Consider the following 22,292-nt stretch of genomic DNA (forward strand, 5'->3'; position numbering starts at 1 on the left):
GGCTTGGCCAATGGTCCAAACCTCGCGGATGAATTGTTTAGCTGTAACGAATCAGGGGCAAAAGCGTAGCTTGGTGCGGCTTAGCAGACCCTGCGGGTACGGATCGAATGCAGAGCTCAGCTTGTTCGGATTGAACCGATAACCTTGGGCTGGTTCGTAGCGGCTGTGCACGATAGCCATAGATGGTGTTGGGCCCGGCGTCAGGCAAATAGCCGTGCCAGACTTCGTTGGTGTACTCGGGCAGCTCGATCTGCTCGAGCTCTACCTGTCCCTTGTCGTCGAAGAGGTAGAGCTCAACCTTGGTGGCATGAGTGGCGAACAGGGCGAAGTCGACACCGAGACTGTTCCAGGTTGCGCCCAGGGGATTTGGTCGACCCTCTCGCACGGCGGATCGTCGGGTGGCCCGGGGCGCGGCAGCCTCGGACTGAGCCCCCTTGGGCTCGGAGACATTCATGTGGGAATCCGCTTCGAATGCGAGCCGTCAAGGCTTGCTCTCTGGTCGTTGCCAACGGGCGAGAAACGCTCAAGGTTCGGTTGTCGGTCCGAACGACGGCAGATCCTTCTTGCGGTGCGCCGCTTCGGAGCGGTAGGTCCAGCTCAATTCATTCGATGATCGGTTCCCCTGAGCCATCGAGACGCTCGACGGCCGCGCGCTCCTTGCGCAGCGTTATGGGCACCTCGACGTTCTCGACCGATGCGGTGCGGCGGATTCGGACCTCCTCCACCAGCACGAGTTGCTTCTCGACGACGAGGCGCTCCTCGAACACGGGAACGATCGTGACGTCACCGTCCGTGCGGATCTGCGGAATGGTATCGACGACGCGGTTGACGGGAATGCGTTCGACCTCGACCGTTTCCAGCGACAGCATCTCCTTGAGGATGCGCTCCTCGGTGTCGACGGTGGTCTTCACGATGACCCTGCCGCTCGCCACCTGCCGCTTGGCGATCCTGGCTTCCTCCTCGACGATCGGGATCACGAGCGTGTCGGACTTGTCGGTCTCACTCATCTCGATACTCCCGGAGGTGGGCTCGCGCATGGTTTAATACCTTTTACTCGCTCAAGAAGAGCAGGCGCTTGCGTCGCTGCGAAGCGAGGAAGCGCCTGCTTTCAATAACGTTGGATCAAGCGGATGGGGAGGCGGCGATTGCCGTCTTGTTGATCTCGGTCTCCGCGAGCCGCGTCAGCTTCTCGTCGGCCGCCTTCTCCTCCTCCAGGGTCTGTCCAAGCAGCGCCGCCACCTCGCTCTCTCCGCAATCCTGCGCGATGGTCTTCAATGAGCCGTAGCTGGCGATCTCGTAATGCTCGACCTTCTGCGCTGCCATGACGAGCGCCACGTCGAGCAGCTCGCTCGGAAGCCCCTCCTCCATCACCTCTTCCGCCTCTGCGATCAGGCCTTGCGTGGCTTCGCAGGTGTTGCCATCGGGATCGGCTCCCAGGTGCTCGAAAGCCTGCTTGAGGCGCTCGACCTGATTCGCTGTCTCCTGGCGATGGGTTTGGAACGCCTGCTTGAGGTTCGGGGACGTGGCGGCATCGGCCATGGCGCCGAGACCTTCCAGAATCTGGGTCTCGGAGCTGTAGGTGTCTCTCATCTCTTCGATGAGCAGGTCCTTGATCGTTTGCATGATGTCCTCATGGTTCTGGTGGTTGATGCGTCTTGTGTGCGTCCGGCACCTGACCCAACGGCGTCAGCTTATCGACGATACCGGGCAGGTGCTGGGAGAGTTCCGTGAGCAGTTCCTGGCTTGGAAGGCCGGACTGGCGCGCAAGGGCATGGATCGTTGCCGGACCGAGGGCCTCCTCGAGATGGTTCGGCGTGACCGGCTCGTTTTCACCCAGGCCGACCCAGGATTGAGCGATCGCGCCGTGGCCGCAGTGGATAAAGCGATCGAGGAGCTGGCGGAGTCCTTCGCCATGCTCCTTGCCGCCTCGTGATGTCAGGAGAGCACTGACAGCGACCGCGATCGGCGAGGAGGGATCGATGCTGCTCGCCGATGGTCCGTAAATGCCGCGGGCGGCCTCATCGAGGAACTGCACCGTTGTTCTCCGTATCGGGTGAATGGGGGCGGACCCGATCGGGGCCGCCCCGCAAGGCTCAGACCGAGCGATTCAACGTGGCCTTGTCCGTCGCGACCCGATCGTCCTCGACATCGACCTTGGTCGAGCGGACCTTGTCCGACACGGTCTCGGTGCGCTGTTCGACGCCCTTCTTGACCACCACCTCGCCGGTGACGCGAGCTTCCTTCGAGACCACGGCCTCTTCCGAAGTTGCTCGAGCTTCGATTGTGCGCTCGCGGAACGCATCGTCCCCGACCGCCGTGGCGCGATCAACAGGGCGACGCTCGACGTGGACGCTCTCGGTGCGCAGGCTGACCTGCTCGCTCACCGGTGTCTCGACCACGTAGCTGCGCACCTTGACACGGCCCCGGCTGACATCCCGCTTGCCGACGCGGAGCTGCTCCTCGACCACCGGGATGACCTCCTCGCCAGCATCCGCCGCGCGGCTTGTGGTGGGTACGTTCGCCTCCCTGGTTGTCGCAACATTCATGGCAGTGGTTCCTGGCGTATAGCCCTGCCAGCCTTCGGCGCGCCATGCGCTCTCGCGCTCCTCCAGGTCGACGGTGCCGTATTCCTCGAGAATGTCCTCGGCGCGCTCGGCCTGGGCCGGATCAACCATGACGGTCACCATGGAGCTGCCGCGGTGCATGGCTTCGGCATAGGTGGAGCGATCCTCGTCGGGCAGGAAGAAGTCAGCGAGGGAGGCAAGAAAGCCCTTCTCATCGCGGTCGGTGTCGTAGGATGAGCCCGTCGCCGGAGATGAGGCGCTGTCGTCCTCCGGCATCAGCGTGATGCTGGTGCGCGAAATGCCGGCGCTGACGAGTTCGTCGATGGCTCTCATGGCATCGCTGCGATTGTCGAAGAGGGCCGTCATCGTCTGCCGGGCTGTCATGGTCTGTTGGGTCATCGTGGTATCTCCGTGATCTGTGTGGACCCGATCAGTCGACACCGGTGTCGACTGATCGAAATGATGGCTGTCGGCTCATGCCGTCTTGGTGGAGGAGCCGGTGCTCCGCGTGGTCAGGAACCGCGCCGTGATAGTCGGATCGACCGCACCGAGGCGTCCGCCGAACCAGGCTGCCAGGGCGCCGAGAAGAAGGGCGAGGCTGGCGAGAAGGGCTCCGCGAGAGACGGCCTTGGCGGCCGTGTCGGCAGCCTGCGTCGCCTGCTGCTTGGCCCGGTCCGCCGTCTCGCGATACTGCTTTTCGTAACCTGCAACGCGGGTGCGTGCCTCCTCGATCGGAATGTTCTGCGAACGGGCGAGTGCCTGGGCGGCCTGCTCGCGGGCATCGTTGGCTTGGGCCTGGTTGCCGGTCACCAATGCACGCATGCTGGCGATGGCCGTATCCCGCAAGGCGGCCGGATCGTTGCCGGTCGAGCCGCGCAGCGACTGCTCGATCGAGGCGAACGGGTCGGTGCTATTAGCCAGCGCCGGTGCGGCCGTCTGGGCCACTGATGTCGCCGTGCGACCAAGACCGCCCAGGGCACCGCTGACCGTGTTGAACGCGCCGCCGACGAGACCGCCGACTGCCGTGCTCAGCAGATAGAAGATCACCAGCGTGGTCATCGCCCAGGTGGTCAGGCCATGCCAGCCACCGGTCGATGCCTTTGGCTGACCCGACAGGCGGCTCGCGACGTAGCCGCCGATGAAGGCAGCAACGATGCCTGACAGCGCCCACCAGATCCCGGCTCCGATCGAGAAGCTGCTGACGGCTGGGTTGTCGCCGGTCATGGGATCGAGCGTCGAAGCGCCGATGCCGATCCCGATCATGTTGAGGACGAGCTGTGCGACGAGGCCTGTGACCACGCCGGCCAGAACGGCGCCCCACGAGACCTTGTTGATCAGGATCGTGCGGGCATCCTCGGTGGGTGTGACCCCACTGATGTGAGGGGCGTCGGTGTTGCCCCGCGAGCGTGGAGTGTCAGGGTATGCGGTAGACGTCATCGTGATCTCCTGTGGGGACGGGGGATGGCCGACCTTGAGAGCACAAGGACATCGACGATCACCGTAGTTGGGGGCAGGAAGGGCCGCATTGCAGGCGCAATGGCTGGACGCGGCCTGTATATTGAACCCAACGCCGCTCCCGGTCGGGCGATCCGGTGCAAATCCGGTGACCCGCTATGCGAAGATGCATGGCCCCCATCCCAAGGGGGACTCGGCCGCAGTCAACCTGCCGTGCCGGGCCATGCCGGGGAAGAACGGAGGTCGTCCCCATCCAGCCAGCGAGGCTCCATGCGTTTTCGCTTACCCGGTAACCGATCTTGCTTGGCTCGGAACGCGGGCGGAGGCGTTACCCTCGACATCCACCGATCCAAGGAGCCGCCCAGTGACCGACCGCAGGACGCCAACGTCCGGACAGCCGCTCGGGCTTCTCGGGCAGGGCGGAGAGGATTTGCCGGTGACAACAGGCAAGACCCTGTCGCCGTCGACCCGGACGCTGCGATGCCGGACCGAGGCCACAGGGCGGTTCAGCCAAAGGCATCACGTGCGCGACCTGGCGCCGTTCGGCGGCGGGAGCGACGTGGAAGCACTCACTCTACTCAATGACGACACAATGCCGAGTCCCTCGGAGGCGCTCCTCGCGGCCCTGGGCTCCTGCCTGTCGGTCAGCATCCAGGCCAACGCGGCTGCCCGGGCGATTCCAATCCGCCGGCTCGCGATCGAGCTCGAGGGCGACATCGACCTCGCGGCCCTGTGGGGCACGGGAGACCTGGACTTCAAGGGTCCCGGATTCGAGACGGTCAGCGTCAGCGTGCGGATCGAGGCCGACACGCCCCGCGACGTCCTCAAGGCGCTCCTCGATCACGCGGTGCGATGGTCCCCCGTCGCCAACACCCTGTACAACCCGATCAACCTCGACATCGCATTGGCATGATGCCCCCACCCTTCGATCTTGAAGGTACGAATGCCGGTGCTTTGGATGAAACTGGCGACCGACGCCACCCCGCTGGCAGTCGAGGCGCAGTCCGTGATCTGGAGCTGGCCAAACACAGCGATGACCTGCGCAATTCCGAGACTCCGCGCTCGTTTGAATCGCCAATGTGATGGAACGATGGTGACTGCCGCCCAGAACCTTATTTCGTCCTTGCCGAGCTCATCTGGGATGCAAGCATCTCCTGCCATTGTTCGAAGCCTTTGACGGCCGTCGGCAGCCAGGCCCTGATCATCGCATCCGGCTCCATCGACCTCAGGTTGGCAGACAGGCGCTCCTGCATCTCGCTCATCAAGTGCTCCTGCATGGGCTGCACATCCGGCAAGCCGAAGAAGGTGCGTGCTTCCTCCGGTGTGCAATCAACGTTCATCGTGACCTTCATCTGACATTTCCTTTTTGAGGTCAGCCATTTGGCCGCCGTGGGTCTCCATGACAGCGGCGATCAAAAGGGTTGGTTCCAAGTTGCCGCCCATGATCTGGTCCACGCCCCTGTTCGCAACCTTGAGCCCGCGGGCATCGGACGGCTGACGGGGGCGCTTTGGAGGACACAACGCGTCAGTTCCTCGGCTGCCTCTTATTCCTTCGACAGGGGGCTCGCCCATCGACCGTCACGGAACCCGATCCAGTGCAGTCCCGAAGTGGCGGCATCCCTGTTCGGGTTGTGAGCACACAGATCGCGGGCGCGAGCCGCGACCTGTGTGCAAGGTGAGGTCTTGCTTTCGTGACCTTACTTGCGGCTGGAGGCGATCGCGGGTCGCGTCCTGCCGGAGCGATGGTTCTCGTCGGAGTGCTGGATCTCGATCTCGTGGCGACGGACGGTGTCCCGCACGGTCTCGATCCGTTGGGTGCGCTCCCGGCGCACGACGACCTCTTCCCGCACCTTCACGCTCTTGCCCACCACGGGCCGCTCGGACGTCTCGATCATCTCGATCGTGACTTCGGTCAGGGTCTCGCCCGTCACGGCATCGGTGACCGGCTTGCGCCGTTCCACGATGACCTTCTCATCATACAGCGTCACCTGCTGTTGAACCGGGGTCTCCACGACAACGCGGCGCACGGTGGTGGTGCCGCTGGTCACCGTCTGCTTGCCCACGATCAGGGTCTCTTCCGCAAGCGGGATGATCTCCTCTGCCTGCGAGGATGGTTGGAGGTTAATGGGCCGAGCTACGGAACGACCCAGCGGAGCGCTCCACATGTCAAACATGGCATCCCAGAAGATCGAGCCGGTGCTCATGGGAGCTCTCGCCATACGCTGAGTCCGTTCTGCGGCACTCTGGACCATCTGCTTGGCACTCTCATCAGCGTTGGCAGGAGCTGTCTGATTAATTTGTCTGCTCGTTGTCATATGATCCTCATGGGCGGTGAAAAAAGTAATTACCAGACGCAATACAAAGGTGGTGTTGCCACACTTCCCGGTGTCGCAAGCGAGCTGTAGGCATGGGGTTAAGGAAGTGCCGTTGAACTGGAGACAGGTAGTACCGACTTGAACTCCGGAAGCGGTGCTTCACGCACTAGGAAGGTTATCTCGCAACTGCGAGCGATTTGCTGCAATGCACTAGAGCAACTACCTCAGGCGGGAACGGTTCCTCCAATCGCATCGTGCGCCCCGTCGCGCCCTGACTCAACATAACGTAATTCACTATCATGACTTCTAAGCAGGGTTTTCCTTTTACCCCAACGATCGGCAATGATCGGCACGACAAACGTAAGAGAGCCAATTTCTGCAATTGAATAGCAGTAATGGCTCATCCTAGTGTTCTGTCACATGGCACACCCGCCGTGCTGAGAGGGTCTGATGGACAATGCCATAATAAAATTGGATCTCATCCTTGAACAATGAGATGAAAATACTATATATTATTTATTCAGCTCGACATATTTTCGTCACAGCGCGTGGTTTACGCTTCAAAGCGTCGAGCCACATCTTTTTCTATCCTATGTTTATCATCCTATGAGGCAAAATGACCACCAGAACCTTCAGCCAAACGCCGCCGGATAAGGCAAACGAACTCTTCGAGAAGCTCCTCGCCACCTCCGATAACGCAGCCAAAACCCGTGAGCGGCTGCTTTCTGACCTGACAGAGGAGCTCGACCTCCTGGCTAATCTCCAGGAACAGCACCTCTTTCCCGTCTTGAACAAGCACGGGATGCAGGACCTGGTTCAAGAGGCCATCCAGGACAACCAGGAAACGACTGCGCTCCTGGCGGAATTGGACCGCACGCCGAAAAATAATGGTGAGTTCCTCAAGAAGGTGACCGAGTTGAGGAAAGTGTTCCAGCAGCATATTCGCGACGACAAGAAGGAGCTGCTTCCGGCGGTGCTCAAGGTCTTGAGCGACGAGGAGGCTGAAGCGGTGGCCGAGCAAGTGCAGGATGAGATGGCGAGTGTCGAAGAGGCCAAACGGGCCGAGGCCAAGCGGGCCCGCGAGCAGATCGAAATCGTCCAGCAGGTCGGGGACGATGTGACCAGCACGGTGCAGGCTGGAGCGGAAGGAGCCCAAACGATGGCGCGGACCATGCAGGAAGCAGTGCAGACCAGTCTCAGCACGGCATCGGAGCTCGCCCGCCTCTCCACAGACCAGGCGATGCAGCTCTTCAATACCCGTAAAGGGGACTCCCGGAGCCTTGGCGACGAGACCTCGCGGAACCTGCAAGCCCTTGCGCAATCCGGTACGGTTCTGGCCCGTGGTGTCCAAGACGTTTCCCGCGAATGGTTTGAGTTGAGCCAGAAGCGTCTTCTGAAGAACCTTGACGGCTTGAGCAGTCTGGCACAGTGCCGGTCGGTTCCGGACTTTATGGCGGTCCAGACCTCGCTCATCCGCGACAACCTGGAACAGACCCTCGACAACAGTCGGCGGATGGCGGACCTCACGCGTCAGCTCGCCGATGAGGCAAGTCGGATCGTAACGGCTCAGTCGGAGAAAGCGCTCCAGCGCGTCAGCCGGGCCGCTTGATGGACCCACTCTGACGTTTTGTCCCCATGAGACCATGCCCCGGGCTTCCAAGCCTGGGGCATTTGCATCGAGCCGGGCTGACCACGATCAGCAAAGCATGCGGCCGGAAACCCACCCAATGAGTGCCATGCCGATCCAATGGCTATCAACCAGCGAGGGTGGTGCCTTTCATCTCTTGCCTTGATAGCCCCAACGGTCGTTGCCTTCGCCAACGCCCTCCTACAAGTTATCCATGGCCGTAGCACCGTGAGCTGTCATGGCTGGAGTTTCGCTTCGCCACGCGCTCCAGGGCATCGGACACAATATCCGTGCTCTTGTGCATGGAAGATAGGAATGGGACGGTCTTCGCGCCCCCTCATGAGGTCCGACCCATCTTCGTTTACCAATCTGGCAGAATAGTCCGGGAAGATTGAGCGGCGTTCGGGAGCAACCGGCAGGATTTTGTGAAGGTCCACTCATCGTGAGTTTGCAGAAATTCAGCGTACTTCCGGAACGTGCCAGGAGCCGTCATTCCGGCAGAATTGAATTTGGGCGTCTGTGATCATCACGAGTTCCGTGTTTGGACTGAGCCGAGCGCTCGTAACCTCAGTGCGAGACTCGCTCGACAGATCACCACTGGCATCGGACAGTCAGACACACGTCCACACGTTAACGGGCAGAGTGACTCCGCGCAAAGAGTGGTGCCCCCCATCAGAAAGCCGCCGTAATACTACCAACTCATCGCCGCTCTCTTCACATGCCCGTGCAATCAAGGATTGACTTACAACCAGTGGCGATTGCAGCACTCGGCACAGCTCCTGCATCCTGCTCGCGGTATTCACCGTAGCACCGATGGCGGTGAAGCTCATGGATTCGCGCGTTCCGATATCGCCAAGAACAACCACGCCGAAATTGGCGCTGACGCCAACATCAATCGGACTACGGCCAGCTCTCATCCGCTTCGCATTCCAAAGCTCCACCTCATCGATGATGCTAACCGCGGCGTGCAGTGCATCGGTCGCCTCACCTCCGGTCGGGGTGGGGACGCCGAAGAGCGCCATTATCGCATCGCCCGAAAACTTTTCGATGGAGCCCCGTTGCGCGAAGATCACCTTTGCCATCCGACGGTAGAACGACCGAAGCAGTCCAACGACACGCTCAGGCGGCAAGCTCTCACTGATTGCAACAAATCCGACGATGTCAACAAAGAGAACCGCTATCGCCTGCCGCCGCACAGGGCCGAGAGGGTGGTCTCTTTGAGCCAAGGTTTCGACCATTGCAGGCGAGAAGTAGCGCGCGAGGTTGGCCTTCTTCCGGTCTGCCTCACGGGCAGCTTGTTGTGCTTGCGCGAGACGCCGTTCGGCCGCGACCCGCGCGGTGACATCGCGTTGGACTGCAACGAAGTGGGTAATCTGACCGGCCTTGTCTCTCAATGGGGTGATTGACCACTCCATGACGAACTGACTGCCGTTCTTGTGATAGTTGACCGTTTGGCCTTCCCAACGGCGTCCGCTCTTGAGCGTTTCCCGCATTCCCCGAAAAATGGAAAGGTCAGTCTTTACACCTTGAAGAATTCGGGGCGATTTGCCGATCACGTCGCGCGCGCTCCACCCCGTCATTCGTTCAAAAGAGGGGTTGGCATAGACGATGATCGGACCAGGCCTTTCCAGATCAGCATCGGTTACCAGAATGCTTTCTGATGCTGCTTCGAGTATTGCGAAGGGCTCGATCCCAGTACCATCAAGGGTCATCTGCGGTCTCCCAACCGACGCTCGAAGTGGCCTGCTATCATTCAGTACCGTTCACCAGAGCGTATCCCGAACATTTGGAATATCCAGCAAGAACGCTTGGCGTGATACAGTACCATTCGGGACGGTTCTGGTGCATGGCAGATCTCGTGGGCGGTGACACTGTGCTTGCGATCGCCTCACCTTCTCAGTCAACTGGATCTTCAGGGGCAGAGGGTTTTTGCGGTCAGTTGCTTATGGGCGGCTTGCTGGTCTTTGCTACCGAATGCTCCCCTGGTCGATGACGGGCAGCGCCCTCATTATGAGCCCTGATCGAACTCCAGCCATAAGGTGACCGCTGTCCTCAGCGTTCTCCTTCCGCGATGGCGCCGCGCTCATCCTGACCGACGAGGTGGAAGCTGTTCTTGTCCAGATCGATGCCCAAGGTGGTGATAACCGCAGAGGAAGAAGACCGTGACATGGGACGTGCTCCTTACGTGGCCCGAAGCCCAACAGCTTACGAACAAGCGCGGCAGGAGCACGGCCGACGATCCCATTAGGCGACAGTCCCCTGGGGCGAAAGGACGCTCAACATCACCTGAAGATGGGCAGGTGAGGCCGGGACAGGGCATGCCAGAGGGACCGCGGGCGCTCCGGATCAAGCAGCTCGTGATCCGCCAGTGCCTTCTCTGCATCGTTGATCTTCGGTGGATCGAACGCCCGAAGAGAGCGCCCGGGCCCTGAGAGCACCTCGATCGCCGCAATCAGCGAGCAACGCTCTGCCACGATGGCAGAGACCTGCTCCGCCGACGTGCCAAGATGCTCAGCCAGAAGCCGCGTGCGAAAGCTCCGGATCCCATCGGCGACGTGCGTGTCATCATCCGCCTCCAGCGCGAGGTCGCATTCGGTGTCGTAGCCCATCGAGCGGTTGTTCAGGTTGGATGACCCCACCCGCAGCAGCCGGTCGTCCACGATCATAATCTTGGCGTGAACATAGATCGGCTGCTCCCCCGCCGTGACGGGCGTATAAACCCGCAGGCGGCCGAAGCGGTCGCGGCGCCTGAGCATGGCCAGAAGCCGCGCGCGGGCCGAGCCCATGGCCTCCTCCTCAAGCCAGCCCTCGGCCGATTCAGGGTTGATGATCACGAACTCGGGTCCGTCCGGCTCTCCGAGGCGCCGGGCAATGGCTTCCGCAACGGCACGGGAGGCGAAGTACTGGCTCTCTAGGTAAACGCTCCTGCGAGCGGCCGCGATCGCGGTAACGTACAGCGCTTCGACCTCGCGCACCTCGATCCGGGTGTCGTAGGCCGGGATGGTCCGGGCGATCGCGACCGCCACGTCGGCCATGTCGACGGGCAGGCCGTCGGGCCAGGGGTCCGAGCCAGCAGGCGGTGGTGCCAGAACCTCTCCCGATGCCTGCTGCCAGCGCTCACGGGCGTGATCGCCCAGGGCCTTGGCCGCCGGTCCGCTCACGGCCGTGGTGGCATCATGCCACGGCCCGTAGGCACGCCGCGTAAACGGGCGGCGACGGCGGGGATCGGCATCGCGGTGCTCCGACGTGTCCCAACGATCGCCTGTCATGTCGATGCCGCCGCAGAAGGCAACGGCGTCATCGATCACGACGATCTTGTGGTGGTGCGCCGCGCCAGGAGGATGGGCGCCATCCAGCTTGAAGGTGATGCGCTCATGCAAAGCCCATTGGGCCACCCGGAAGAGGGTTGTGCCTCGCCACAGGGCCTTCACCATGCCGAGGTCCCATTTCAGGATGTTGACGTGAAGACCCGGCCTGGTTTCGACAAGCCACGTCAGGAACGCCCCCAACCGCTTGGGGGATTCACCCGTCCCGTCGGTCGGGTCGAGGTCGATGCGGGTATCGAAATCCCACCCGATCATGAGGATGGAATGCTGCGCCTTGAGCATGGCTGACCGAGCGGCCCGGAAGTAGTCAGCGGCATCGACGATGAGGGCGACGCGGTCGGCCTGCTCGATACGCCAGCATGTATGACCGGGCCGCAAGACTCGCACTGCTACTCTCTCCATCGCCCGACACCCTGCATCCTCGGTCCTTCGGGACGAGCGTGTCCCTATCTCGGGTGCCGTGGCTGTAAACTGGATGCGATCGTCTACGGTTCCGCCGAGAAGCCGTGAGCACGGCCTCGGTCACGGACAGCCCTTCAGCTTGGCAGTGAGAAGGTCCGCTCTTCGCTCCTGACCTGCCCTCCCCTGCTGTCGTGAATGCCAGCGGGTAGCTAACGGCCTCCTGCCCTACCCTGATCACCGCAGCAGACGTGGCACAGACCTCAGCAAGGCTTCTCTCACTCAGAAGCGGACAGGATCAGGCATGACATGAAAGCAGCAGGAGCGTGACGCATGCGGAACCTCCCGATAGGGACTGCCATGGGAAAGCACCATGATCGGCTCAGTTCCAAACTCGGTCGCCCAGCAACATCACAAACTGGTGCTTGCTGGGGAGTAAGGCCTTCCCGCTCGAGTAACTGAATAGGTTTGCTTGTCCCATGGGCACGAAGTGGAGCTGCTACTCCCAAGGGCTTAAGGTCTGCTCAGGGTCAGACATTCGCATTCCGGCGGCTCAATAAACGTCGTCTCTTGAACGCCGAAGCGGACCAAACGCTTACGTCTCGGGAGTGCCAATTGCCGAAGTTCCAGCCGATCAAGTCAAGAATGTCCCGTCGTGCGTCACGCACGCGGATCGATAGGTGTGATCCCGTGCAATCCGAGGATTTCCTCAAGGGCACGTGCTCCGGCAAGGACGCGTCCCTCCGCACGCGGGCGGCCGACAATCTGCAAACCAACGGGGCGGCCGTCGCGGGTGAAGCCACACGGCAGACTGAGGGCCGGTGATGCCGTCAGGGTGATCGCGTAAGCAATCGCCAACCACTCGACATAGTTCGAGAAGGTATGGCCTGCGCATTGGCTCACATAGCGTTCATCTGCTGGATAGGCAGCCACAATCGTCGCCGGACACAGAAGCAGGTCGTAGGTGTCGAAGAAGGCGTTCATCCGCCGAAACAGGGCGGCGCGCTGGTTCTCCGCCCGCACGACATCGGCCATCGTGTAGTTCAAGCCCTGCTCAATGTTCCAGATCACCTCCGGCTTCATCTTGTCCCGGTGGTTCTGCAAGAGCCCGGCATAGCTGACAGCGAACGACATCCCGCGCAGGACCTGGAACGTATCATGGGCCTCTGAGAGGTCGGGATGCGCCTCTTCGACGATCGCACCCAGTTCCACGAACCGTTCGGCCGCGGCCTGACAGATGGCCGCCACCTCGAGGTCGACCGGCGTGATCCCCAGATCGGCCGAGAAGGCGACCCGCGTCGGTCGCCAGCCGGAGCGTGCCGCGGCCAGAAAGTTTTCGGTTCTGGGCAATGACAAGGGATCGCCAGGGCTCTCCCCTGTCATGGCATCGAGAAGCAGGGCGGTGTCCTCCACGGTCCGGCCCATGGGGCCGTTCACGCTGAGGAGCCGGTCAGTCTTCGCGCCAGGAGTGCTGGCGACGCGGCCGGGGCTCGGCCGCAGGCCGACCACACCGCAGAAGCTGGCCGGATTGCGCAGGCTGCCGCCGAGGTCGGAACCCTGCGCCACCCATGCCGTTCCGGTGGCGAGTGCGACCGCAGCCCCACCCGACGATCCCGCGGCGGACAATGCCGTGTTCCATGGGTTGCGCGTGGTGCCGAAGACCTCGTTGAAGGTATTGCCGCCCGCGCCGAACTCCGGCGTGTTGGACTTGGCGTAGATCAGGCCGCCTTCAGCTTCGATGGTGTTCACCAGGATGTCGGAGGCCTCGGGGACGAAGTCGGCGAAGATGGGCGAGCCGTAGGTGGTACGAACGCCCGCTACGTCGGTCAGGTCCTTGATCGGCACAGGCAGCCCCGCCAGCAGGCCTCGCTCGTTCGGAGGGCGCTGCATCAGCCGACGGGCCTGTTCGCGAGCCCGCTCGAAACAAAGGATTGGCAACGCGTTGACGGCGCTGTCCACGGCAGCCAGTCGGGCCTCGAGAGCGTCGAGGCAATCGAACGGTGTGACCTCTCCTCGTCTCAGAAGGTCGACGACCGCACAGGCTGTTAGTTTTATCAAGTCCTCATCACATGCCATGATCGTCTCACCCGTCGATTAAGACTTACCATGAGAGCCTCAGCTAAGTCCCATGTTACTGCCTACAAAGGTCAGTTCTGGGTCAATGTTTCACCTCCCGGCAGCTCGACCAACGTCGGCTCATGAGCGCCGAAGCGGACCAAGCTCTTTGGTCGTCTTGGGCGACGAACGATCCCGCAAGGATGTCAGTGCACCGCGAATGGACTCGTGGCGGCAGGCTCCCGACCGCTCCCGAGGTCAGACGCGAACCCGAGCGGCAGGGTGGCGACGACCAGCGTACCCCGGGCGTGGCTCAGGAGCCGCAGGTTGCCGCCGAACCGCAGCATGCGGGCCCGCATGCCAGTGACGCCGACCCCGAGTAGGGGCCCGCCCTCAGCCGCCTTCCGGACGCCGCAGGATAACCCGCAGCCATCGTCGAGGACGCGCAGCTTCAGGGTATCGGCCCCAACCCGCAGGTCGATGATCAGCCGGGACGCGGCCGCATGCCGATAGGTGTTGGTCAGCGCCTCCTGGATGACCCGGAGCAGCGCACGCTGGACATCGACGGGGAGGCTGTCGGCCGTGTCGGGCATGCGGACGGACGTGTTCAGACCTGTCCGGCGCGCGAAGCCGGCCGCAAAAGCCTGCACGGTTCCAGCCAAGCCGCCATTCTCCAGGCCCGGCGGGTGCAGCAGATAGGTGAAGGTGCGCAGCTCCCTGGCGGCTTCCTCCACCGCGTCCGCCGCCTCGTCGAGCACCTTCTGGCCGTCCCCAGAGCCGACGTACTGCTTCAGCCGCATGAGGTGGAGGTCGGCTGCCACGAGATGCTGGGCGGTCGAGTCGTGCAACTCCTCGGCAATCCGTTGCCGCTCCTCGTCCTGGAGGGTCAGGAAGCGCCCGGCGAGTTCGTCCAAGGCCGCCGTGGCGGCACGCTGTTCCGTGACGTCGGTGAAGAAGACGCTCAATCCCTCCGTCGAGGGGCAGACCAGCAGATCGAGACAGCGGCCAGGCCGCAGGCCGGACATCACCCCACGCCGGATGCGGCGGCGCCCCTCCATGCCCTCGCGGATCAAGCGGCTGCACTCGGCATCAGGATTGCACAGGTCCCAGAGGCACGTGCCCAGAACCCTGTCCGGCTTCGGCCCCACCCAGTCCCTCGCCGCCTCGTTGAGGTCGGTGATGCGGTAAGACCTGTCCAACGTGAAATAACAGTCGCTGACGCTGGCCAGGACGGACCTGAGCCGCTCGTTTGCATGGTCGACCTCTTCCGCCGCTCTGATGCGGCCCCGCAGGTCACGCTGCTGCCGTTTCTCCGATGCGGTCCGCGGCGAGGACAGGTCACCCATGGCGCAGCTCCAGGACGAGGGAACAACCGGACGACGGAGATTGTCGCGGTGCCGTCGATGTGTCTGGCTAGGCGATCCGCATCCGATTGGCTTGGCAGTCTAACATAGATTAAACGGCGACGGGATGGGACGGCACCGGCTCGCGTTGGCATGTGTATCGGCACCAATGGCGGCTCGGGCACTGACCTATGAGCGCCGATGTAGTTCCCACCAGAGCATCGACCTTACTGTGTGCAAACTCCGGAAGGTCCGGAGTGGGTCAAACTGAGCCGTTGAGCGTGGCCTTGTGAAGGTCAGCTTACCCTATGAGCTGCGGAAGTACGGCTTTCGTCTGCCTCGTGCCAAGAACCGACCTAGCCAACCGGTCAGTACCCAGAAAAGGCATTTACCAGCAGGATGAACGGCGATCCTCAGTGAGGTGCATCATGTCCACCCCATCATCCAACCCCTCGTCGCTCGACGCCATCTCAGATCGCATCGCCAACCTTTGCGACGGAATCGCGCCGAGGCTTGTGGTCGTTCATGGCCCTCGACGCAGGTCCTCGACAGGCATCATCTGGCGTCCCGGACTGGTCCTCACCGCAGAAGAAGCGCTGGAAGCAGACGAGGATATTCTGATCACTCGTCCAGACGGAAACCAAGTCGCCGCAAGTCTCGTCGGTCGTGATCCAAGTACAGACATTGCCCTCCTGCGGACGGAGGAGCAGCCCATCGCCAATGTTCCCCTTGCAGACACGTCCGGGCTCCGCGCCGGACATCTTGTGCTTGCGGCAGGTCGTCAATCCGAGGGATTGTGCGCCGCTCTCGGCATTGTGGCTCTTGCAGGCGGCCCATGGAGAAGCCTCCGCGGCGGCCATATCGATCGAAGAATCCATCTGGATGTTAAACTCGACACCCGATCGGAGGGAGGAGTCGCGCTCGACGCCAATGGGCAGATCCTCGGAATGACAGTGCTCGGCCCCCGGGGACGGGTTCTGGTCATCCCGTCCGAGACGCTCGAGCGCGTGGCACAGCAATTGCTCACCCATGGCCGGATCGCTCGCGGCTATCTGGGCCTCGGCCTCCAGTCAGTGCGGATCGATCGGACCATCGCCGACGCGGCAGGGCTTGCAGAGCCCAAGGGGCTCATCGTCATCAGTGTGGATCCCAATGGCCCCGGGCAGAGAGCCGGGATCAAGCAGGGCGATATTCTCATCCGTTGGGATACCGATCCCCTGCACTCAGTCCGTCGCGTTTACACACTCCTCGGGCCCGAGAGCGTCGGTCGATCCATCACGCTTGGAATGCTGCGAGGGGGGGAGCAAATATCTTGCACTATCGTGATTGCAGAACGTCCCAAACCTCAAGAGTGAGGCAGTGCAGCGCATCGCACTCCAGATCGATGATCCAGACCTGCTCGGCCTCATCAGTACGATGCTGGCCGGCGAGCCGGCCAGGATTGCTCTGGACCCCAAAGAGCCCGACGTAGTGATCGCCGATCACCTGCCTGTTTGCGAAGGGGTACCAATCATCGTTCTTGAAGACTCGGCGGATCCGCTTGAGATCCTGAAGGCTGGAGCCAGAGGAGTGCTGCCGCGTAGTTCCACTCTCTCGGATCTGCTGCTCGCCATCGATGCTGTCGCCCAAGGCTTTGCGATCTTGCCTCGCGACATCCAGTGGCCGGACAGCACGCGAGACCCCGCTTCGGACAAACCCTCTCCTACCCAGCGGGACCCCATGCTCACGACCCGGGAGCTCGATGTCCTGCGGTTGCTAGCAGAGGGCGCCTCCAACAAGCTGATTGCCCGAAGGCTCGGAATCTCCTTCCACACTGCCAAGTTTCACGTAGCTTCAATTGCGGCAAAGCTCGACGCCACAGGCAGAACAGACGCGGTCGCGCAGGCCGTACGCCTCGGGCTCATCCTGTTGTAACCTAGCTTGCAGGCTCATTACGCGCCGATTGGTATCTTAAGTGCCTGACCAGGGAAGATCCGATCCGGATCACTGATGACCAGTGGATTTGCCCTGACAATGTCCTGGAAACGGCGGGGATCGCTGTAGTGGTCGTGCGCGATCTTCGCAAGTGTGTCGCCGCGCTGGACCGTATGAAGACGGAAGCCTACGTACCCGGGTACGATATTAGGCCCGAAGATAACGGGGACAATCACTTTGTTGATTTCTGAGCCGTCTGCTGCGCTCTCCTCGAACACCTCGACGAACAGACGGTCCAACTGGAAGACGGCTCCAGATACGTCAATTGACAGGTGGAACTGTCCGTGCTCACCGGTCCCGCCACCGACCGTGAAGTGGCCTGTGCGCTCGTCATGACCGTCATGGACGCGATATTGAAGAATGGCTTCAAACCCTGAGCCAATGCCTCCGATCAGGACAGGATTGCCCACCAAGTCGAACGGCTTGGGTTGCTGGATCTCGTTCGCCATACCTGCTCTCCTCGACCAAACCTGCGCTGCTTCGCCCGATCCGAAATGATGTGCGATCGGAGTGCAGCCACCCCCGATGATCCACCTCAGTCAGCTCGCCGGCCCTTCGTTCTCCAGTGCAGCAACAACCGCCCAGGTTTTCGGGCCCACGACGCCGTCCACAGCGAGATCAAACCGTTGCTGAAGCTGTCTCACTGCCGTTTCTGTTTTCGGGCTGAAGCGTCCATCGACCCCGCCTGTGTCGAAACCAACCGCACTCATCCGACTCTGAAGGCGGCGGACTGGCAGGCCGGTTGAGCCAAGGCGGAGAACTGGCTCGCTCTGGTCGGCTTCATCGATATTGATCCACGTGACCCGGCCGACGACCCCATCCGCAGCGATGCCCTTTGACTGCTGAAAGGATCGGACTGCGCGCTCAGTGCTGGCCCCGAAGACACTGTCGATCGGCCCTGGATCATGTCCGAGGATCTTGAGGGCCTCCTGCAAGTCCTGCACAGCGGGATCAGTTGAACCCTTCTTCAGAACTGGTTCCGCCATAGCGTGCTGCCTCCTGAAATTGGCCTACATCTAGTCTGCTGCTCACAGCATCAGAGTACACCCGATCACAATTCGACATGTGCTCGGCCGCACTTTGCTGGCGCGGTCTTGGGTTGCAGGCCCGAGTGTTCTACTTCGTGCTACAATCAACTGCACTCTTGCGCGTCAGCTTGGGCCGGTGTGAGCGCCTGCTGCGCGAACAGCGCACCGTCGGTATCGCCACAGGGGAATGTCTGCTCCGAGGCAGTGAACTTCGCTCACTGACAGGAATATCCGCTGTTCCTATCCAGAGCACATGTACGGCTCACGTCCGGGGAGTGCCAATATGCGACATTCCCAGTCTCCACGTTGAATTTCGCGGAACGCCATGTGTGGAATGGATATGTCGGGAGGTTCAGGCCCTTCCTGGCGCGCAATCTCGCCCAGCCCTCGGCCGCCCGCACGCGCTGGACAACGTCCTGCGGGGACGCGGCCGCCAGGGTCCGTTCGTCACCGCATGCTAACTGCATCCCCGCAGGCGACAGGAGTTCGACCGGGCCGTGCAGCGGTTCATCGCGGTGCGACGTGCCTGTTCCCGGGTCGATGCCCGACCCGTGAAGACCTGGCCGCGCGAATTGACGGACGTGCATCTCCAGGGACGACGTGCCTGCGCAAATTCGAACAGGGACGACGATAGGCCTGAAGGCAGGGCCACGCCTCGGGCATGTGCACCGATGTCCGCCGGTGGCCCACTCGGCTGAACCTGGTCAGCTTGAGCTGCTACTGAGATCGTCAAGGCCAGAAACAAGATCATGCCACGCATCTTCTCCTCCCATCATTGCGACTTCACGAGGCCGGAAAACCCGGCGACCGCCAGCAGGCTCAGGGCCCATCCCACGACGGACTGAAAGTAGAAGTAGGTCAGGGCAGACGTGCCCCAACGCTTCGATGGATCCGGCCGCCAATATGCCTTCTGATCTATCTCGAGCACCGGCAGCAGCGTGTCCAGGGAGTACATCCAGGCATTGAATCGAGGATAGCTCGACGCCTCCCACTGCTCGCGGAAACACGCCAACTGCGTCTGCCCCGTCTCGGCACGTCCGCTCACGGACTGCTGCGTCGATGCGAGAAAGCGCTGCTCAGACTTGCCGACCCCGCACAGCGTCCACTCGGGCGAGCGCAGGACCACGGGGCTGTTCGGCTTGAAGGCATCCTGTCGCTCCGCGTATCCGAAGATGATGACGCCGAAAAGCCAGAAGAGCGTGAGCCATACGAAGGCCAGCAGCGGCTGGCGCCCGTAGGCGACCGTAACCTCGAGAATGCCGTCCTTGACGGCGATCATCCCCCGCCACAAGCGCGACCGCGCCCGCTTCCGGCGGGCCCGCCTTTGCAGGCGCTCCTTGGCGATGAGCACGGCGCGCGCATCCTCATCGTGTCCCATCTCGCGAAAGACCGTCGCAAGTTGCTCGAAAGGTTGCGGCCAGAAATCCTCGCCCCAGCGCTCCGGCGTCTGTAACGAGAGCCAATCGAGGCGGCCCCTGGCATCGACCGGCCCGTCGATGAAGGCGCCGTAGCGGCAGCGGTTCAACCGGACGTCGCCCTTGCCGGGCCAGCACGCGAGATCGTCATGGACGGTGTCGATCGAGGCCCCCTGCATGTCGAGCAGACCCTTGACCTCGGCTCCGTTGCGCAGGAAGAACGCGCCTTCAATCAAGGTGCGGCTCAACTGGAGCGCATTGTGACCGGGATTGACGAAGGCCGCGCCGGAGCAGTCCAGGTCCCCTCGGATGCGGGATCCCGGCAGCCGCACCTCGCCATCGACGCGGGCGGCGCGCAGGATGACGCTGCCGCCCGCGTTGATGGCATCCGCCGCGACCGCGACCTTGTCCGGACGGGAGACGACGGCCCCGGCGCAATCGAGATCGGCCTCGAGCCGCGCGCCCGACAGGTTCACGCCGCCGCGGATGTCCGCGCCCCTCAGGTAGACATTGCGGACCTCGAGGCGTCCGGCATCAAGGGCGATGCCGTCGGTTACGTGAACGGTCGCGCCGTCACAGGAAAGGTTGCCGCCGAGACGCGCGTCGGCGAGGCGGATGCCCCCGCTGACGTGGGCGCCGCGCAGGTACAGCCCGCCGCGGGTCTCAAGGCGTTCGGCCGCGAGGCCGGGGAGGAAGGAGCCGTCCAGGAACAGGCGGTCGATCACGGCCGAGCTCAGGACCGGAGTAGCGTCGAACCGGCAGTCCTTCAGCCCGATATCGCGCGGCACCCGGCATGCCTCGAGGTCGAGCACACCCTTGATGTAGGCCCCGCTCAGCCGCAGGCCTTTCTCGTGCAGCCTGTATCCCTCCTCGCCGCCCAGCAGGAGGAACCTCAGGAGGGCCGCGCGGATGACCCGTTTGGGATCCTCGACCTCCGGGCGCAGGCCATCGCCGAGACGATCGAGATCGCCGCTGAGGAGCCGGGCAACGATCTCCGCCTCCGCCGGCAGGAAGGGCCGGAAGCTGTCGCTCTGCATCAGGCGAACCCTCCGTGTGCGTCCCAATCGGGAGCGCCGATGCTTGGAGAAGATCACAAGTTCGTCCAGTCCCTTCCATGAAGCAACAGGCATCGGAGACGGGCCGTTTCATGCGAGGGCGTCCGCCAGCATCCCGTAGCGCACCCTGACCATGCTCAAGCTGCGGTAAAACTTGATCAGGTTCTTCCAGGGACGATCGATGCGGGTCATCCCGGTCAGGGCGGCCACCACGGTCCCGACATCGGTCTGGCCCCGGAGCACGAGCCATCCTCCCAGTATGAGGATGCCGACGATGCCGAGGGCGGCCAGCGCATTGAGCGCCGCCTTCGAGGACAGCTTGCGGATGTGGATGCGCCGGCGGAGGTTCAGGACATCGTCGAACACCTCCAGGATCGTTGCCTCCGGCCACGGGTCCGCCGCATCGATGGCACGATCCGCGGCCGTGCGCAGACGCTCCATGCGCTTCTTCACCAACGTGTTCACCGGTCCCTGGACGGCGATCACGATCACGGCTTGCGGCATCGCGACCGCCACGATGAACGCGCCCAGGAGCGGCTCGCTCATTGCGATGAAGGTGAGCACGCTCAGAAGGGTCCCGAACTCAAGGAGCGGCGTCGTGATCGCCTCGCCGACGAAAAGGCCGACGCTCTCGGCCTCGGCGGTCAGCATGCTGACCACGGTGCCGTCCGCTGTCCGGGTCGGGTCGCCGGCATCACGCTTGCGGGTATGATTGGCCAGGAGGCGGCCGCGGATGCGGCGCACGATGGTTTCGCCGAGCATCGCGCTGCGGTATTGCAGATAGAGCTTGAGCGCCACGGCGAGCAGGCTTGCCGCCGAGTATTGGGCGCCGAGCGCCAGCACCTGATGCAGCGAGATGCTGCCGTAGGCCAGCCCGTTGATCAGGGTTTGCTGAAAGTAGAGCGGCACGGAAGCAAGCATGGCGATCGCGAGCGAGAGCCCGATCAGCAGGAGTTGCGCCTGTTTCGATTGACGCCAGAGCAGCCGGTAGAATTGGGACAATCGACCAGTCTGCGCGCTGTTACCGTCAGGAGCGGGATCCGACCGAAGCATTGCAGGCCCTCCATTCTTCCGTAACGAACGGTCGACTGGCCCCCAGACCGAGCGGGTCCAGGACCGCCGGCTGACGCTCACTCCACCGATCGGTTCACGACGACCCGCGCGGCCGCCAGGCGGCGGTAGAGGGTCCGGCGCCGCACCATGGGCAGCCAGTCGTAGAGCACCATCTCGGCGGGTCGCCAGATCACGACCCAGCCGACGATGACGAAGCTCTCCTGGAGCACGCGGCCGAACGGCCCCCCGGACGCCTCGGACAGGCGCCAGGCGACGAAGAGGCAGCCGCTTAGCACCGCGACGCCGATCGCGAAAGCCAGGCGGGCATCACGGAACAACGCCTGCATCGCCCTGGTCTCCGAGCGGGCCCGTGCGGTGAACCAGCCGGCAATCGCCGCGGCGAGATCCTGCGCTGTGTTGCCCTTGCCGCCGCGGGAGGGCAGGTCGATCAGGATCTCGATCGGCTGGTCCTTCGCCAATTCCTGCGCCCATTCGACGATGAACCGTTCGGCATCGGCCGAGAGGTCCTTCTCATGAAAGGGAAACGGATCCAAGGTGTTGAAGAGCTGGGCCCCGTCCCGGAGCGTCAGCTCGATCCTCCCGACAGCGCGTGGCCGTGCCGTGCCGCTCTCGCTCATCCGTTGCCGCCCGTGGCGAGGTTCATCCATCCGGTGCCCGTTCGA

The 22,292-nt window shown here is 62.7% G+C and carries 21 protein-coding genes and 2 pseudogenes; 4 read left to right on the forward strand and 19 right to left on the reverse strand.

Annotated elements, in window-relative coordinates:
- Positions 1-69 precede the first annotated feature (69 nt).
- The 6 genes and pseudogenes from BB934_RS03375 to BB934_RS03400 form a co-directional block, all read right to left on the reverse strand.
- Positions 70-454: pseudogene (locus BB934_RS03375) on the reverse strand (glycogen debranching protein GlgX); the annotation flags it as partial.
- A gap of 148 nt (positions 455-602) precedes the next feature.
- Positions 603-1,007: a YsnF/AvaK domain-containing protein gene (locus tag BB934_RS03380; protein ID WP_237050164.1), complete on the reverse strand. Its 405-nt coding sequence runs from the start codon at positions 1,005-1,007 to the stop codon at positions 603-605.
- 115 nt (positions 1,008-1,122) lie between these two features.
- Complete coding sequence (locus tag BB934_RS03385; RefSeq protein WP_099508373.1) at positions 1,123-1,623, reverse strand: YciE/YciF ferroxidase family protein; 501 nt, start codon at positions 1,621-1,623, stop codon at positions 1,123-1,125.
- A 7-nt stretch (positions 1,624-1,630) separates the two neighbouring features.
- Positions 1,631-2,035, reverse strand: coding sequence for a YidB family protein (locus tag BB934_RS03390; protein WP_237050165.1), 405 nt, complete (start codon positions 2,033-2,035; stop codon positions 1,631-1,633).
- A gap of 58 nt (positions 2,036-2,093) precedes the next feature.
- A complete protein-coding gene (locus BB934_RS03395) occupies positions 2,094-2,963 on the reverse strand; it encodes a YsnF/AvaK domain-containing protein (protein WP_237050166.1) in 870 nt (289 codons plus the stop codon).
- A 75-nt stretch (positions 2,964-3,038) separates the two neighbouring features.
- Positions 3,039-4,001: a PhnA-like protein gene (locus tag BB934_RS03400; RefSeq protein WP_099508374.1), complete on the reverse strand. Its 963-nt coding sequence runs from the start codon at positions 3,999-4,001 to the stop codon at positions 3,039-3,041.
- A 382-nt stretch (positions 4,002-4,383) separates the two neighbouring features.
- Here BB934_RS03400 and BB934_RS03405 point away from each other — a divergent pair, with 382 nt between their 5' ends.
- Positions 4,384-4,932 (forward strand): OsmC family protein, encoded by a 549-nt coding sequence (locus BB934_RS03405; RefSeq protein WP_157934007.1) that lies wholly within the window; start codon positions 4,384-4,386, stop codon positions 4,930-4,932.
- Positions 4,933-5,131: 199 nt separating this feature from the next.
- On the opposite strand, the gene BB934_RS03410 is transcribed toward BB934_RS03405, so the two are convergent.
- The 4 genes from BB934_RS03410 to BB934_RS46825 form a co-directional block, all read right to left on the reverse strand.
- Positions 5,132-5,359: a DUF6489 family protein gene (locus BB934_RS03410; RefSeq protein WP_210422131.1), complete on the reverse strand. Its 228-nt coding sequence runs from the start codon at positions 5,357-5,359 to the stop codon at positions 5,132-5,134.
- On the reverse strand, positions 5,349-5,474 hold the full coding sequence (locus BB934_RS50200) for a hypothetical protein (RefSeq protein WP_257792369.1): 126 nt from the start codon (positions 5,472-5,474) through the stop codon (positions 5,349-5,351). The genes BB934_RS03410 and BB934_RS50200 overlap by 11 nt, the downstream gene beginning before the upstream one ends.
- A 242-nt stretch (positions 5,475-5,716) precedes the next feature.
- Positions 5,717-6,223, reverse strand: coding sequence for a YsnF/AvaK domain-containing protein (locus tag BB934_RS03415; protein WP_335645601.1), 507 nt, complete (start codon positions 6,221-6,223; stop codon positions 5,717-5,719).
- Between the two features lie 335 nt (positions 6,224-6,558).
- On the reverse strand, positions 6,559-6,738 hold the full coding sequence (locus BB934_RS46825; protein ID WP_157934008.1) for a hypothetical protein: 180 nt from the start codon (positions 6,736-6,738) through the stop codon (positions 6,559-6,561).
- Between the two features lie 212 nt (positions 6,739-6,950).
- Here BB934_RS46825 and BB934_RS46830 point away from each other — a divergent pair, with 212 nt between their 5' ends.
- Positions 6,951-7,943, forward strand: coding sequence for a phasin family protein (locus tag BB934_RS46830; protein ID WP_099513265.1), 993 nt, complete (start codon positions 6,951-6,953; stop codon positions 7,941-7,943).
- Positions 7,944-8,572: 629 nt separating this feature from the next.
- Here BB934_RS46830 and BB934_RS03425 read toward each other — a convergent pair.
- From BB934_RS03425 to BB934_RS03440, 4 genes are all read right to left on the reverse strand, one after another.
- Positions 8,573-9,673 carry an adenylate/guanylate cyclase domain-containing protein gene (locus tag BB934_RS03425; RefSeq protein ID WP_099508378.1) on the reverse strand — a complete coding sequence of 367 codons (1,101 nt, stop codon included), beginning with the start codon at positions 9,671-9,673 and terminating at the stop codon, positions 8,573-8,575.
- 570 nt (positions 9,674-10,243) lie between these two features.
- Complete coding sequence (locus BB934_RS03430; RefSeq protein ID WP_237050167.1) at positions 10,244-11,674, reverse strand: phospholipase D-like domain-containing protein; 1,431 nt, start codon at positions 11,672-11,674, stop codon at positions 10,244-10,246.
- A 672-nt stretch (positions 11,675-12,346) separates the two neighbouring features.
- Positions 12,347-13,762: an amidase gene (locus BB934_RS03435; RefSeq protein ID WP_099508380.1), complete on the reverse strand. Its 1,416-nt coding sequence runs from the start codon at positions 13,760-13,762 to the stop codon at positions 12,347-12,349.
- 185 nt (positions 13,763-13,947) lie between these two features.
- A complete protein-coding gene (locus tag BB934_RS03440) occupies positions 13,948-15,087 on the reverse strand; it encodes a sensor histidine kinase (RefSeq protein WP_099508381.1) in 1,140 nt (379 codons plus the stop codon).
- Between the two features lie 425 nt (positions 15,088-15,512).
- On the opposite strand from BB934_RS03440, the gene BB934_RS03445 reads away from it, so the two are divergent.
- Positions 15,513-16,439: a S1C family serine protease gene (locus BB934_RS03445; protein ID WP_099508382.1), complete on the forward strand. Its 927-nt coding sequence runs from the start codon at positions 15,513-15,515 to the stop codon at positions 16,437-16,439.
- Positions 16,440-16,797: 358 nt separating this feature from the next.
- Positions 16,798-16,998 (forward strand): annotated as a pseudogene (locus BB934_RS48795) (LuxR C-terminal-related transcriptional regulator); the annotation flags it as partial.
- 17 nt (positions 16,999-17,015) lie between these two features.
- Here BB934_RS48795 and BB934_RS03455 read toward each other — a convergent pair.
- The 5 genes from BB934_RS03455 to BB934_RS03475 all read right to left on the reverse strand — a co-directional run bounded on the left by BB934_RS03455 (position 17,016) and on the right by BB934_RS03475 (position 22,277).
- Complete coding sequence (locus tag BB934_RS03455) at positions 17,016-17,507, reverse strand: Gmad2 immunoglobulin-like domain-containing protein (protein WP_099508383.1); 492 nt, start codon at positions 17,505-17,507, stop codon at positions 17,016-17,018.
- A gap of 90 nt (positions 17,508-17,597) precedes the next feature.
- Positions 17,598-18,044, reverse strand: a complete 447-nt coding sequence (locus BB934_RS03460) for a peptidoglycan-binding domain-containing protein (protein WP_099508384.1) — start codon at positions 18,042-18,044, stop codon at positions 17,598-17,600.
- An 814-nt stretch (positions 18,045-18,858) separates the two neighbouring features.
- Positions 18,859-20,538 carry a hypothetical protein gene (locus BB934_RS03465; protein WP_099508385.1) on the reverse strand — a complete coding sequence of 560 codons (1,680 nt, stop codon included), beginning with the start codon at positions 20,536-20,538 and terminating at the stop codon, positions 18,859-18,861.
- A 108-nt stretch (positions 20,539-20,646) separates the two neighbouring features.
- Positions 20,647-21,609, reverse strand: a complete 963-nt coding sequence (locus BB934_RS03470; RefSeq protein ID WP_157934009.1) for an ABC transporter transmembrane domain-containing protein — start codon at positions 21,607-21,609, stop codon at positions 20,647-20,649.
- 77 nt (positions 21,610-21,686) lie between these two features.
- Entirely contained in the window at positions 21,687-22,277 is a 591-nt protein-coding gene (locus BB934_RS03475; protein WP_157934010.1) for a hypothetical protein, read from the reverse strand.
- Positions 22,278-22,292: the final 15 nt, after the last annotated feature.

The organism is Microvirga ossetica, from assembly GCF_002741015.1.
Taxonomy (GTDB): domain Bacteria; phylum Pseudomonadota; class Alphaproteobacteria; order Rhizobiales; family Beijerinckiaceae; genus Microvirga; species Microvirga ossetica.

Excerpts from the sequence above, each read along its gene's own strand:
- BB934_RS03425 (WP_099508378.1), bottom strand. The coding sequence starts at position 9,673 with ATGACCCTTGATGGTACTGGGATCGAGCCCTTCGCAATACTCGAAGCA.
- BB934_RS03400 (WP_099508374.1), bottom strand. The coding sequence starts at position 4,001 with ATGACGTCTACCGCATACCCTGACACTCCACGCTCGCGGGGCAACACC.
- BB934_RS03385 (WP_099508373.1), bottom strand. The coding sequence starts at position 1,623 with ATGCAAACGATCAAGGACCTGCTCATCGAAGAGATGAGAGACACCTAC.
- BB934_RS03395 (WP_237050166.1), bottom strand. The coding sequence starts at position 2,963 with ATGACCCAACAGACCATGACAGCCCGGCAGACGATGACGGCCCTCTTC.
- BB934_RS03410 (WP_210422131.1), bottom strand. The coding sequence starts at position 5,359 with ATGAACGTTGATTGCACACCGGAGGAAGCACGCACCTTCTTCGGCTTG.
- BB934_RS03415 (WP_335645601.1), bottom strand. The coding sequence starts at position 6,223 with ATGAGCACCGGCTCGATCTTCTGGGATGCCATGTTTGACATGTGGAGC.
- BB934_RS03455 (WP_099508383.1), bottom strand. The coding sequence starts at position 17,507 with ATGGCGAACGAGATCCAGCAACCCAAGCCGTTCGACTTGGTGGGCAAT.
- BB934_RS03380 (WP_237050164.1), bottom strand. The coding sequence starts at position 1,007 with ATGAGTGAGACCGACAAGTCCGACACGCTCGTGATCCCGATCGTCGAG.
- BB934_RS46830 (WP_099513265.1), top strand. The coding sequence starts at position 6,951 with ATGACCACCAGAACCTTCAGCCAAACGCCGCCGGATAAGGCAAACGAA.
- BB934_RS03475 (WP_157934010.1), bottom strand. The coding sequence starts at position 22,277 with ATGGATGAACCTCGCCACGGGCGGCAACGGATGAGCGAGAGCGGCACG.
- BB934_RS03435 (WP_099508380.1), bottom strand. The coding sequence starts at position 13,762 with ATGGCATGTGATGAGGACTTGATAAAACTAACAGCCTGTGCGGTCGTC.
- BB934_RS03445 (WP_099508382.1), top strand. The coding sequence starts at position 15,513 with ATGTCCACCCCATCATCCAACCCCTCGTCGCTCGACGCCATCTCAGAT.
- BB934_RS03470 (WP_157934009.1), bottom strand. The coding sequence starts at position 21,609 with ATGCTTCGGTCGGATCCCGCTCCTGACGGTAACAGCGCGCAGACTGGT.
- BB934_RS03440 (WP_099508381.1), bottom strand. The coding sequence starts at position 15,087 with ATGGGTGACCTGTCCTCGCCGCGGACCGCATCGGAGAAACGGCAGCAG.
- BB934_RS03460 (WP_099508384.1), bottom strand. The coding sequence starts at position 18,044 with ATGGCGGAACCAGTTCTGAAGAAGGGTTCAACTGATCCCGCTGTGCAG.
- BB934_RS46825 (WP_157934008.1), bottom strand. The coding sequence starts at position 6,738 with ATGAGCCATTACTGCTATTCAATTGCAGAAATTGGCTCTCTTACGTTT.
- BB934_RS03465 (WP_099508385.1), bottom strand. The coding sequence starts at position 20,538 with ATGCAGAGCGACAGCTTCCGGCCCTTCCTGCCGGCGGAGGCGGAGATC.